General features: G+C 61.3%; 11 protein-coding genes and 1 pseudogene. 7 read left to right on the top strand and 5 right to left on the bottom strand.

Features of this window, described 5'->3' with window-relative positions; translation table 11 throughout:
* Positions 1 to 47: 47 nt before the first annotated feature.
* Together GKC70_RS06610 and GKC70_RS06605 are read left to right on the top strand one after the other, a co-directional pair.
* Entirely contained in the window at positions 48 to 1,172 is a 1,125-nt protein-coding gene (locus tag GKC70_RS06610) for an efflux RND transporter periplasmic adaptor subunit (RefSeq protein WP_342650816.1), read from the top strand.
* Between the two features lie 24 nt (positions 1,173 to 1,196).
* Entirely contained in the window at positions 1,197 to 4,280 is a 3,084-nt protein-coding gene (locus tag GKC70_RS06605; protein ID WP_304483547.1) for an efflux RND transporter permease subunit, read from the top strand.
* A gap of 68 nt (positions 4,281 to 4,348) precedes the next feature.
* Here GKC70_RS06605 and GKC70_RS06600 read toward each other — a convergent pair whose 3' ends face one another.
* The gene (locus GKC70_RS06600; RefSeq protein ID WP_342650815.1) at positions 4,349 to 5,275 is read right to left on the bottom strand and encodes a LysR substrate-binding domain-containing protein; all 927 of its coding nucleotides are present in this window, start codon (positions 5,273 to 5,275) and stop codon (positions 4,349 to 4,351) included.
* A gap of 175 nt (positions 5,276 to 5,450) precedes the next feature.
* Here GKC70_RS06600 and GKC70_RS06595 point away from each other — a divergent pair, with 175 nt between their 5' ends.
* From GKC70_RS06595 to GKC70_RS06575, 5 genes are all read left to right on the top strand, one after another.
* Entirely contained in the window at positions 5,451 to 6,107 is a 657-nt protein-coding gene (locus GKC70_RS06595; protein ID WP_342650814.1) for a DsbA family protein, read from the top strand.
* Positions 6,108 to 6,169: 62 nt separating this feature from the next.
* Positions 6,170 to 7,633: an AdeC/AdeK/OprM family multidrug efflux complex outer membrane factor gene (gene adeC, locus GKC70_RS06590; protein ID WP_342650813.1), complete on the top strand. Its 1,464-nt coding sequence runs from the start codon at positions 6,170 to 6,172 to the stop codon at positions 7,631 to 7,633.
* 1 nt (position 7,634) lies between these two features.
* Positions 7,635 to 8,492 carry a formate/nitrite transporter family protein gene (locus tag GKC70_RS06585; protein ID WP_342650812.1) on the top strand — a complete coding sequence of 286 codons (858 nt, stop codon included), beginning with the start codon at positions 7,635 to 7,637 and terminating at the stop codon, positions 8,490 to 8,492.
* A gap of 24 nt (positions 8,493 to 8,516) precedes the next feature.
* Positions 8,517 to 9,452 carry a cupin gene (locus tag GKC70_RS06580; protein WP_342650811.1) on the top strand — a complete coding sequence of 312 codons (936 nt, stop codon included), beginning with the start codon at positions 8,517 to 8,519 and terminating at the stop codon, positions 9,450 to 9,452.
* Positions 9,453 to 9,544: 92 nt separating this feature from the next.
* Positions 9,545 to 9,970 (top strand): SRPBCC family protein, encoded by a 426-nt coding sequence (locus tag GKC70_RS06575; RefSeq protein WP_342650810.1) that lies wholly within the window; start codon positions 9,545 to 9,547, stop codon positions 9,968 to 9,970.
* Positions 9,971 to 9,993: 23 nt separating this feature from the next.
* Here GKC70_RS06575 and GKC70_RS06570 read toward each other — a convergent pair whose 3' ends face one another.
* From GKC70_RS06570 to GKC70_RS06555, 4 genes and pseudogenes are all read right to left on the bottom strand, one after another.
* Complete coding sequence (locus tag GKC70_RS06570; RefSeq protein ID WP_342650809.1) at positions 9,994 to 10,524, bottom strand: catalase; 531 nt, start codon at positions 10,522 to 10,524, stop codon at positions 9,994 to 9,996.
* Positions 10,525 to 10,640: 116 nt separating this feature from the next.
* A pseudogene (locus GKC70_RS06565) lies at positions 10,641 to 10,937 on the bottom strand (catalase); the annotation flags it as partial.
* A 142-nt stretch (positions 10,938 to 11,079) separates the two neighbouring features.
* A complete protein-coding gene (locus tag GKC70_RS06560) occupies positions 11,080 to 12,534 on the bottom strand; it encodes an aldehyde dehydrogenase family protein (protein WP_342650808.1) in 1,455 nt (484 codons plus the stop codon).
* 7 nt (positions 12,535 to 12,541) lie between these two features.
* A complete protein-coding gene (locus GKC70_RS06555) occupies positions 12,542 to 12,904 on the bottom strand; it encodes a GMC oxidoreductase (protein ID WP_342650807.1) in 363 nt (120 codons plus the stop codon).
* Between the last annotated feature and the right edge of the window lie 117 nt (positions 12,905 to 13,021).

Genomic DNA, 13,021 nt, shown 5'->3' with positions numbered 1-13,021 from the left:
TCGCAATCGTCAGCGCCCGCTCCCGATTCCCCTGATGAGATGCAGTTATGAACAGATCACAGAAAATCGCCTTATCGTCGATCGTGGCACTCGGCGTGATCGCCGTCGCCTTGAAACTGACGATTCCCAACGGCCTGTTTGGCGCAGGCGACTCGACGCCGGCCCTGATCGCCCCGCTCAAGGTCGCCGTTGCGCCGGCCACACGCGAACAGCGTTTCGTACAGCGCAGAGGAATCGGTGAAATCGAGGCCGCGCAACAGGTGCTGATTACGGCTGAAACCGGCGGCAAGGTGACGCGCATCCTGTTCAAGGCCGGTGACGCGGTGAAAAAAGGCGACCTGCTGATTCAACTCAACGACGCGCCTGAACAAGGTCAACTAGCCAGTCTCCAGGCTCGCTTGCCCAATGCCAAGAACCGCTACGACCGCGCAGTGCGGTTGCAGGCGCTGAGCGCGTCGACCGTTGAAGACCTGGAGCAGAAGAAAGCCGAATACCAGCAACTCCAGGGCGACATCCGTAACATCCAGGCCAGCATCGATCAGAAACAGATCCGCGCACCTTTCGACGGTCAATTGGGCGTGCGCCGCGTGAATTTGGGTGAATACGTCGGATCCGGCGCACCCATCGTCTCTCTGGTCAACCCGAACACCATGTACGCCAACCTCATCATGCCCGAGGCGGTGCTCGCCGATCTGACGGTAGGGCAACAGGTTGCGGTGCGCAGCGACGCGTACCCAGGGAAGATCTTCAACGGCGTGCTGACCACTGTCGAATCGATGATCGACCCCCAAACGCGCACGATCAAAGTCCAGGCCACCTTCGATAACTCCGACCGGGCATTGCGGCCGGGATTGTATGTCAACGGTGTCATCACCAAGGCCCAACGCTACAGCGTGATCACAGCGCCGGATACGGCCATAGGCTACAGCAGCTACGGCGATTACGTCTTTGTCGTCGACCGCAGCCAGACCCCACCGCAGGTCAGGAAAGTCAGCGGCGTCAAGGTGGGTGAGCACTTCGACGGCAAGGTCGAGTTGCTTGATGGCATCGAGGAGGGCCAGGAACTGGTGACCTCCGGACAACTGCGCCTGTACGACAAAGCCAAGGTCGAGGTGCTGCCCAGCGATATCGTCTCGATCGCCCAGAGCGATGCCAAGCGTTCCCTCCAATAGTTCGGCGATCAGGAAAAGTTTCCCATGAAATTCACAGACATCTTCGTCCGACGCCCTGTGGTGTCGCTGGTGCTGAGCCTACTGGTGCTGCTATTGGGCCTGGTCGCCGCCAGCAAACTGCCCATCCGGCAATACCCGGCGATCAGCAGCGCCACGCTGACGATCACCACCAAGTTCCCCGGCGCCTCGCCGGACACCATGCAAGCGTTCGTGACCCAGACCATCGCCCAATCGGTGGCGACCGTGGAAGACATCGACTACATGACCTCGAGCTCGATCCAGGGCCAGAGCCTGATCTCCATTCGCCTGAAGCTCAACGCCGATTCGAACAAGGCCATGACCCAGGTGATGGCCAAAGTCAGCGAGGTCAAATACCGGTTACCGCAGGCAGCCTACGACCCTGTGATCGAGAAGAGCGCCGGTGAAGCGTTGGCAGTGATCTACGTCGGCTTCGCCAGCAAGACCATGACCACCGCCGAGATTTCCGACTACATCGAGCGCGAGGTCAAACCGCAGTTGTCTTCGATCAAAGGCGTGGGCAGCGTGATCATGCCCGGCTCGCAGAAAATGGCCATGCGCATCTGGCTCGATGCCGACCGTATGTCGGCCCATGGCATCTCGGCCAGCGAGTTGTCCGACGCGCTGAAGGCCAACAACGTGCAAGCCGCGCCTGGCCGCGCCAAGGGTTACTTCACGGTCAACGACATCAGCGTCAACACCGAGTTGAAATCGGTCGACGACTTCCGCGACATGGTCGTCAAGAATACACCCGAAGGGATCATCCACCTGCGAGACATCTCCAAGGTCGAATTGGGTTCAGCGTCGGTGGACAGCAGCGCGCTGATGGACGGCGAAAACGCGGTCTACATCGGCCTGAACGCAGCGCCCAGCGCCAACCCGCTGGATATCGTAGCCGATGTCAACCAGGCTCTGCCCAGCATCAAGGCCAGTGCGCCCGCCGGGATGACCATTGCCATTCCCTACGAACAGGCGCGCTTCATCAGTGCCTCGATCGATCAGGTGCAGCACACCCTGATCGAGGCCATCGTGATCGTCATCCTGGTCATTTACCTCAGTTTGGGCAACCTGCGAGCGGTACTGGTGCCCGTGGTCACCATTCCGCTGTCAATGCTTGGCGCCACCATCTTCATGGTCGCGCTGGGCTTCAGCATCAACCTTCTGACCCTGCTGGCCATGGTGCTGGCAATCGGTCTGGTGGTGGATGACGCGATCATCATCGTGGAGAACGTGCACCGTCATATCGAGGAAGGTAAGTCGCCCACCATTGCTGCGTTGATCGGTGCCCGCGAAGTGGCCAAACCGGTGATCGGCATGACCCTGACCCTGGCCGCCGTCTACGCGCCCATCGGATTCATGGGAGGCCTGACAGGCGAGCTGTTCAAGGAATTCGCCTTCACGCTGGCCTCCTCGGTCATCGTGTCCGGCTTCATTGCGCTGACCCTTTCTCCGGTAATGAGCTCCTACCTGCTCAAAGCCCACGGCCAACAAAGCTTCGTGTCGCGAATCTCAGAGTCCTTCTTCCACACTCTGAGCACAGGCTATGAGCGCATCATTCAGCATTCGCTGCGCCACCGCTGGATCACGGTAGTGTTCACCGCAGCGCTGATTGCCTCGCTGCCGGTCTTGCTCAGCCACATCAAGACCGAACTGGCACCGGTCGAAGACCAGGCCATCGTATTCACCATGGTCAAATCGCCGCAGAACGCCAACATCGACTACGTCGAAGCCTTCTCGCGTAAATGGAACGATGCCCTCAAAGATATTCCCGAAGGCGATTTCACTTGGCTCATCAACGGCAGCGACGGGATCTCCAACAGCATCGGCGGCGTGAACCTGGTGGACTGGTCCAAGCGTCACCGCGAAGCCGGGCAGATCCAGGCCGACATGCAGGAGCGCGTGGGGAGCATTGAGGGCAATAACGTGTTCTCCTTCCAATTGCCACCGTTGCCTGGATCCACGGGCGGGCTGCCGGTGCAGACCGTGGTCAAGGGCCCAGCCGATCACCAGGCGGTGTACAAGGTGATGGAGTCGATGAAGGAAGCCGCTCGCGCCAGCGGACTGTTCGCGGTCGTCGACAGCGACCTGGACTTCAACAACGCCATGGTCAGGCTCGACATCGACCGGACCAAAGCCAACCGCTTGGGCGTCACCATGCAGGACATCGGCGACACCTTGTCGGTGCTGGTCGGTGAAGACTACATCACCCGCTTCCAGATGCAGGGCCGCAGCTACGACGTGATTCCCCAGGCGGTCCGTGAGCAGCGCCTGACCGCTGAGTCGCTGACCGGTTACTACGTCAAGAGCAGCTTCGGCGGCCAGGTGCCGCTGTCGAACCTGGTGAGCATCTCGTACTTCACTGCGCCCAACAAACTGACCCAGTACGATCAGATGAACGCTTCGACCTTCCAGGCGGTGCCAGCCCCCGGCGTCACCATCGGCCAAGCCGTAGATTTCCTCGAACAGTACATGAAAACTCAGCTACCCCCAGGCTACAGCTATGACTGGTTGTCCGACGCCCGCCAGTACAAATATGAAGGGGGTTCGCTGAGCCTGGCATTCGTGTTCGCGCTGATCGTCATCTATCTGGTGCTCAGCGCTCAGTATGAAAGCCTGCGTGACCCACTGATCATCCTCATCAGCGTGCCGCTGTCGGTCTTCGGGGCACTGGTGCCGCTGGCACTGGGAATGGGCACCATCAACATCTACACCCAGATCGGTTTGGTCACGTTGATCGGCCTGGTGAGCAAGCACGGCATTCTGATGGTGGAGTTCGCCAATGAGCTGCAGCACGAGCAGCGCATGGGCAAGGTGCAGGCGGTGATCGAAGCCGCCAAGGTACGGCTGCGGCCCATCCTGATGACCACGGCTGCTATGGTGGTCGGGCTCATTCCACTGATCTTCGCCAGTGGCGCGGGCTCCCACAGCCGGCACGACCTGGGTGTGGTATTGGTGTTCGGCATGCTGGTCGGCACCCTCTTCACCCTGTTCGTGGTGCCGGTGACCTACTCGTTCATCGCCGTCGACCACAATGGCGGGCACAAGTCGCAGCGTGAACGGGAGCTGGAAGACGCCAGTCTGTACACCTGACCGCAAGGGCGGCCTGTTACCCAAGCGTACGCACAGCGCGCCAGTCTATCGACCGGCGCGCTGTGCGTTCAGCCCTGAGTACCCCTGCATTCCCAATAAGGCGGATCACCGAATTGCTCGGCGAGAAAATCAATGAAGGCGCGAACCTTCTTCGAACCTCGACGGGTTGGCAGGTACAGGGCATGCACCGACTCATCGTCGTTGTCGATCCCCGCACGCCACTGCCCCAGCACCTGAACCAGGCGTCCGGCGCGAATATCATCTCCCACCAGCCAACTCGGCATGAGAATGATGCCTAGACCATTGAGCGCGGCCTCACGCAGCATCTGCGAATTGTTGGCACGCAGCGGCCCAGAGACCTTGACCGACTCGACCTGCCCATTGGTGAACTGCCAGACCTGGCCGCCAGTGCTGTACGAAAACCGCAGACACCGGTGCTGCTCCAGATCGATAGGGTTCTCAGGAATGCCATGCTTGAGCAGGTACGCCGGACTGGCGCACAGCAGACGGGTGTGGGGTGCCAGACGGTGGGCGATGACGTTGGTGGCGTTGATCCCACCCAGGCGAACGGACAGGTCCAAGCGCTGGGCAGCCAGGTCGACCACGTGGTCATTGAGGTCGATATCCAGGCTGATGCCGGGGTATAGCTCGATGAACCGGTGCAGGATCGGCGCGACATGCAATTGCCCGAACGCTACCGGCAGGCTCACGCGCAACAGGCCAGTGGGCGGGCCGTCGGCTTCGGCGACCTCGCGGTGCGCGCTTTCCAGGTCCGTGAGCAGACGCTGCGCATGCTCGTAGTACACCTCCCCTGCTGCGGTCAGCGACACTTTACGTGTCGTGCGATGCAGCAGGAAGGTCGCCAAGTGACGCTCCAGGCTGTCGACCTGGCGGATTACCGACGATGTGGCCACTTCCAGATGGCGGGCGGCAGGCGCGAATCCACCATGCTCGACAGTGGTGACAAATGCTTTGATCGCGGCGAAGGTATCCATGAGGCCGATCCTTACAGTGATAGAGGTCTGTGCGTTGTACGCATAGATGCTTCGCTATTTAACCGGATTATCAGGGCAAGGCAAAAGCAATAAAGTTGATTCATACCGAAGACGCAGCGGATAGCTCGGTGCTACCGCCTCGTCGATGCCATTGAATCCTTGTGGAGCACACCTGATGACGCCTTCGACCCTCCATTATTTCTACGACCCCTTCTGCGGCTGGTGCTACGCCGCCGCCCCGATGGTCAGCGCCGCCCAGGCCATCGACGGCTTGACCGTGCAGCCCCACGGCGTGGGCATGCTCTCGGGCGATCAAGCCATCGACATGAGCGCGCAATGGCGCGACTTCGTCAGACCCCACGAACAGCGCATCACCGCCCTGAGCGGCCAGACCTTCGGAGCGCCCTACGTCGACGGCGTGCAGATGCGCACCGATATCCACTTGGACTCCACACCGCCGATCGCCGCGATGCTGGCTGCCGAGCAGTTGTCCGACCAAGGCGTCGAGATGGTCAAGCAATTGCAACATATGTACTACCAGCAAGGCCGCGCCATTGCCGAGCGCGAAGTCCTGCTCGAAGCCGCGCAAGCGATTGGCCTGGAGCCCAAAGCGTTTGGCGACGCCCTGGATCGGCTACTGGGTGATCGGGTCGAAATGCACATCGATGCCAGCAACGCCCAACTCCGATCGCTGGCCGCCAGCGGATTTCCGACCTTCGCCCTTGAGCGCGATGGGCAATTGCAGGTGCTGCCTCTGGGCCGTTACCTGGGGCGCCCGGAGAAATTTGCCGATGCGCTCACCCAACTGATGAGCGACGAACCTGCCGCGTGACCGATGCCTGTCCTCACCGCCAAGGGCAGGCCTGGCATTCCACTTTCGATCGAGATCTCGCCATGAAACGATCACTGCTGTCCGCGGGCCTGACAGCCTTCATCCTGAGCGGTTGCTCATTGATTCCCGAGTACCACCGGCCCGAGACGCCCGTCGCTACCCAATGGCCGCAAGGCCCGGCTGACTCGCCAGCCGCAGCAGCGCAGGTGGCGGCGGCCGAACAAGGCTGGCGCCAGGTGTTTCAGGATCCGGCACTTAAGCAGTTGATCCAGACCGCGCTGCTCAACAACCGCGATCTGCGCGTGGCCGCCTTGAACATCCAGGCCTATCGCGCCCAGTACCGCATCCAGCGCGCCGAACAGGTGCCACAAGTCTCGGCCAACGCCAATGGTAGCCGTCAACGACTGTCTGCGCGGGTAAGGGACAGCGGTAACGCCGGCATCGACAGTCAGTACGCGGTTACCTTAGGTGTCAGCGCTTATGAGCTGGATCTGTTCGGTCGGGTGCGCAGCCTCAGCGAAGAGGCCTTGCAGACCTACCTGTCCTCCGAACAAGCCCGCCGCTCCATCCAGATATCACTGGTCGCCAGCGTCGCCAACGCTTATTTCACTTGGCAGGCCGACCAAGCCCTGCTCGCACTGACCCAAGACACCCTGCATTCCTACCAGGAAAGCTTCGAGCTAACCCGCCAGAGCCATGACATCGGCACCGCTACCGCACTGGAGGTCAGCCAGGCGAAGACCTCCGTCGAAAGCGCCCGCGCCAATTACGCGAAATACCAGCGCCAGGTGGCGCAGGACCGCAATCAGCTTGCGCTACTTTTGGGTACCAGCCTCCCGGACGATCTCGCCAAGCCTTTGGAGCTGGAGGCCGCTCAAATGGCGCAGGTACCGGCGGGTCTGCCTTCGGACCTGTTGACTCGACGCCCCGATATCCTCCAGGCAGAACACCTGCTGCAAGCCGCCAATGCCAATATCGGCGCGGCACGCGCGGCATTCTTCCCGAGCATCAGTCTGACCGCCAATGCCGGCACATTGAGCCCGGATATGGGTGGGCTGTTCAAGGGCGGATCGGGCACCTGGCTGTTCCAACCGCACATCAACCTGCCGATCTTCACCGCAGGCCGCCTGAAGGCCAATCTGGATTACGCCAAAATCCAGAAGAACATCGACATCGCCCGCTACGAGAAAACTATCCAGACCGCCTTCCAAGAAGTGGCCGACGGGCTGGCGGCACGCACTACCTATGCGGCGCAGTTGCAGGCCCAACGCGACCTGGTCGGTGAAACCCGCACCTATTATGAGTTGGCCGAGCAACGCTATCGCCTGGGCGTGGATAACCACCTGGTGTTCCTAGACGCCCAGCGTAGCCTGTTCGGCGCGCAGCAGGCGCTGATTCTGGAACGTCTTTCGCAACTGACCAGCGAAGTCAACCTGTACAAGGCCTTGGGCGGCGGTTGGCAGGAAGACTCACACATACGCGATGCCGGTGACATCGCACTCAACCGTCTGAACAGGAAGTCATGACATGAGCCTGAACACGCCTCAGCAAACGCTTGCAGCGTTGATCGAATCCGGTGTCAAGAAAGCCCATCTGCCTATACACAAGATGCTGATCCTGGGTTTCATGGCGGGTGCGCTGGTGGGCATGGCTTATCTGCTCTCCATCCGGGTCAGCACGGTGATCCCCGAGCAATGGGCATCGCTGGCGACGCTCCTGGGCGCGGCCGTTTTTCCGGTCGGCCTGGTCCTGATCATCCTCGCCGGTGGCGAACTGCTCACCGGCAACCTGATGAGCGTGTTCCTGGCCCGCCTTGCACGGCGCATCACCCTCAGGGACTTGATCCGCAACTGGCTGATCGTCGGTCTGGCCAATGCCCTCGGCGCGATGTTCGTCGCGTACGCCTTTGGCCACGTGGTGGGCCTGAGCGAAGGGATCTACCTGGAGCACACCCTGCACGCCGCCCACGGCAAAGTTGAACCGACGTTCGTGCCTACCTTCGTCTCGGCCATCGGCTGCAACTGGTTGGTCTGCCTGGCGGTATGGATGTCCTACGTCGCTCGGGACATGACCGGCAAGATTCTCGGTATCTGGTTCCCGATCATGGCTTTTGCGGCCATCGGCTTCCAGCACGTGGTCGCCAACATGTTCCTGCTGTCGGCGGCGCTGTTCGCCGGCGACCTGAGCGTTGGCCAGGTACTGGGCAACGTGTCCAGCGTCCTGCTCGGCAACGCCGTGGGCGGCATCGTTTTCGTCGGCCTGGCGTTCTACGTCTCCTACGCGTCTCCAAACAAAGCCTCAGCGCGTGGCCAGCGGGTCAACGTGCTGGCACTCGAGCCTGGTAGTCCGGCCAAGCCCGGCCCCCAACGTGCAACATCGAACTGACCCACCCCTGATGAGGAAAAGACCATGAGCACTGTCCATAATCTCCCTGTTTCCCAGACTCCGGTACAGGACGCCGAGTACTTCGAGTACAGCAAGGCCGCCAACCCCATCGCCGCCAAGCTGATTTCCCAGGTTCCCTTCCAGACCTTTCCCAGCTCGCTCTACAGCGACGGCCCGAGCCGAATCGTGGCACTGGACCTGAGCGAGCGCCTGGGCACCGAAGGCCCTGCCACCAGCCCGGGGCTGAGCGCCAACTTCATCCGTCTCAATGCCGGCGACAGCTTGACGCTGCAACCCAATGCCACGTCTCAAGTGCTCTATGTGATCGAAGGTGCTGGCAGCTTCACCTATGGCAGCGAATCCTTCGACTGGGACCGTGGCAGCTTCATCACCATGCCGGGCATGCACGACACCGTTCTCAAAGCCACCCAGGACGCGCGGTTGTACTACGTGCATGACGAGCCGCTGCTGCGCTACCTCGGAGTCAAGAGCGCCAGCGAACGCTTCACCCCGACGCTCTACCCGGCCGAAGTGGCCAATGCCAAGCTTCAGGAAGCTGCAAACGACCCGCGTGCATCTGACCGTAGCCGGGTCAGTATCCTGCTGGGCAACAAGCATTTCCCTCAGACCCGTACCGTGACCCACGTGCTCTGGGCCATGTACGGCATCGTGCCTTCCGGTGCCGTGCAGAAACCGCACCGTCACCAGTCCGTGGCGTTGGACTTCATCATCGACTGCCCACCTGGCTGCTACACCCTCGTGGGTACCGCCTTGGACGACAACGGTCAGATCGTCAACCCGACCCGAGTCGACTGGGAGCCCGGCCTGGCCTTCGTCACCCCGCCTGGCTACTGGCACGCGCACTACAACGAGTCCAAGGACCAGGATGCCTACCTGATCCCAATCCAGGACGCCGGTCTGCAGACCTACCTGCGCTCGCTGGACATTCGCTTCAGCTGATAGGCACCGTCATCTTGGGCTGACGCACCGTCGGCCCCTTCCAATCATTCCCCTGAGCCAGGCGGCGGTTGCCCCCTGGCGAGGTACCCCTCATGTCCACAGTCAATGCGCAACTACTCATCTGGGCACCCACGGATAAAGTCTGGGAGAAAATCGCAGGCTTCGGCTCGTTGGCGTCATGGTGCTCCAGCGTGAATACCTGCCACTTGTCCGACGACGGGCTGTATCGCTACTTGCAGACCCGAGACGGTGACAGCGTGGTCGAACGGCTTCTTGGCTACTCGGAAAAAAATCGTTTCTACAGCTACACCATCACCTCGGCACCGTTTCAAGTAGAGGCCTATGAAGCCACCTTGAGCGCTACCGCATCCGGCCCGGATGCGACTCTGGTGACCTGGAGCTGCGAATTTCGCGCAGGTGCGAAGGAGACGGATACGCTCAGGCATGCTTTCGCGGAGTTGTTCCATGCAGGATTGCAGGACTTGCGCAACGCCCTCGAACTGCCGCGCAAGTCGTGAACGGATGACCACGTGCCGAGGCGTCAGTCACCTGCAGGGGATGTGATGCCTCGGCGCTGCAGTGCGCGCTGGTAGATGCCCTGGCGCGCTTTGATCATGGGGTCAGCGCTCGGCGAGATACCATCAGGCAGATTGCCTGGATTGAACCCCATCCGCTGCTGTTGCTGCAGCTGATCGGCAGCAGGTACCAGGCGTTCGAGCGTGATCTCACCCAGCTCCAACTGTGGGTTGCTGGCTGGCCAGGCGATCGACCCATCGGCGCTGTTGTCGCGCGCGGTGGCCAGTTGCAACACCAGGCGAAGGCGAATCGGCCCGGCGGCCAAGCGTGCGGCCAGCTCCTCCTGAAGGTAGTCCTCAGGCATCGCAGCGGCCTGTGACGAGCTGAGTACACCTGAGGCCAGCATCGGTTCGATGCGGTAGCGCCCCACGTGCAACTGCCCCTTATCATTGATGAACTGAAACGCATTGACGCCGTAGTAGGCAATCCCGGCATAACTGCGTGGCGCCGGCTTGGGCGTCTCGAGAAACGCTTTGGCCTGGGCATGGGTGGCCAAAAACGCTTGCAGCGGACGCTCATCGGGAGTCGAGCCGCCATTGGCTGCGATCCCGCGTAAAAAGGCCAGAAACGCCTGGGGGTGGCGACTGGAAAACCGTTGAAGGAATGACTGACGATGTCTGTCGAGCTGCCGTCGGGCAACGCGAAGCGTATGGCCAAACCATGGGGGCTGGCCATGGGATCGCCGTCCGCCGTGCCCGGCAGGCCGCTGAAATTGGAAAACCGCGCCATCACTGCAACCGGCTCGCCTTGCAGATGCGCGGCGCGGCTGAGGGTACGCGCCTGTGGGCTGGCAACGAAAGTACCGCTGAGCAATAAGCCCTTGGCATGCGCGACACGAAAGCCCGGATGCTGACCGAACGTTGCGTACAGCGCATCGAGCAAAGCGTCATAAAGCGCATCTTGATTCATCGAACTGCTCCAGCAGGAAGATTCCACCGCGTGAGGTCCTTTACACGCCTGGACCGGGAAGGGTACCGCGCAGAGCGAAAGGCTCGAGGCGACCAGGACAGCCCGCAGACACGGCCCTGGTCGTTTAAGTGAGGCAGGCACGTCAGCGACGCATGCCTGGATTGAGCGCTATGTGCTTGTGCTCGAGGAAATCATCCAGCGCCGCCAGCCCGTTGAGCCGCCCTTTGCCCGATTGCTTGTAGCCACCCTCTTCGAACTCGTCATACACCACCGCCCAGTCGTTGATCCACACAGTCCCGGCTTCGATGTCACGCGCCGCACGCATGGCCAGGTCGACATCTCGCGTCCAGACGCTGGCCGCCAGGCCATACTCGCTGTCGTTGGCCAACTCGATCGCCTCAGGCTCGCAACCGAACAGTTGAACGGTCAGCACTGGCCCGAATACCTCTTGATGGACGATAGGCAGCGCCGGGTCGTCGACCTGAAGCAGCGTCGGGCGATAGAAGGCACCTTTGCCCAAAGGGCCCTCGGTCACCGCACCACCACGCACAATCACTTTGGCGCCGCTGGCGATCGCCGCTTCGACCAAACGCTCGACGCGCAGAACATTCTGTTTGTCGATCAGCGGCCCCATTTCACTGGCCGGATCCGTTGCGGGCCCCACCTTGATCGCCTGCAGCGCAGTCGCCAATCGCTCGATCAGCGCCGTGGCGATATCGCGGTGCACCAGCAGACGCGAACCGGTCATACAGAACTGCCCGGCGAACACGATCAGTGCCTGCACCAAGGTCGGAACCACGGCATCGAGATCAGCATCGGCGAATACCACCATTGGCGTCTTGCCACCCAGTTCGAGACCGAAGCGTTTCAGGTGAGCCGCGCCGACCGCCGAGATCGCCCGTCCTGTCGCCGTGCTGCCGGTAAAACTGATAACCGGAACCTTGGGCGATTCCACCAGCAGCTTGGAACCCTCCATGCCCAACTCGCTGAACAGGTTGATCACGCCTTTGGGCAGCGACTTGGACTGGGACAAGATGCGGGCGATCAACGCGTTGGTCTGTGCTGTCTGCCCAGGCATCTTGATCACCGTGGTGCACCCTGCAGCCAGTGCTGGGGCCAGGGAGCGGATCAGCAGCACTACCGGCGAGTTCCAGGGCACGATGATTCCGGCCACGCCGACCGGCTGGCGGATCATCAGCGACAGCTTGCCAGGCGCAGGCTCAGCGCTGCGGCCATACTCGGTTCGGGCTGCCGAGGCGTAATAGCGCAGCTTGGACGGCACCATCGAGACCTCGAACTCGGCTTGAGACTTGAGCTTGCCATTCTCCAACGCCAGCAAATTGATCAACGGCTGGGCATTGCGCTCGAACGCATCGGCCAATTCCAACAGCACCCGCGCGCGCAGCAGCCGATCATCTTTCCAGGCGCTGTCCCTGAACACCCGGCGCGCGGCTTCAATGGACAGCCTCGCCTCTTCACGGCTGCCGTCGGCGTAGCGCCCAATGCACTCTGAAGTTGCAGGATCAATCGACATCTTTTGTTGTTCACTGTCGACCCAGTCACCGTCGATCCAGTTGAAAGCAATCATGGGTTGCATACCCGTACTACTCCTTACCCTCGTAAAGCGCGGCAATTTTCTCGGCCGGAGCGATCACCGTGATAGTGGTGGCTACTGACGGAACGTCAGACAGAATGGAAGCGTCGACCACGCTCAGTCCCTCAAGGCCGCTGACACGAGCCTGCGCATTGGCCACAGGCGGTGGAGTGCCAGGGTTCACACCGGTACGGTCGAGGTAGGAGGGTGGGAGGTGCCCAGGGGAGGCGGACACCGATCCAGATCGAATGAATGACCCGTCGCCACCGACAGCGCATGCCCCCTCCCCCTCTCGCTGAGTCGCCGCAGAAGCACAGCCCCGGCGCCGACGACGTCGCAATGGATTCGGCCGCTGCGCAGATCTGTCACACATCGGTCCGCGATGGCATTTTCCATCTCTGCCGTCATATCTAATTCCTCAATCGTTTCGCCTACGGACAGCCGGTACTTTAGGAGAGAGACGCAGGACTCATAAGACGGCGAAAACCAA

The organism is Pseudomonas sp. REB1044 (genome assembly GCF_038813925.1).
Classification (GTDB): domain Bacteria; phylum Pseudomonadota; class Gammaproteobacteria; order Pseudomonadales; family Pseudomonadaceae; genus Aquipseudomonas; species Aquipseudomonas boreofloridensis.
Note: the sequence above shows the minus strand (reverse complement) of the source record. Positions and strands in the feature narration are given on the sequence as shown.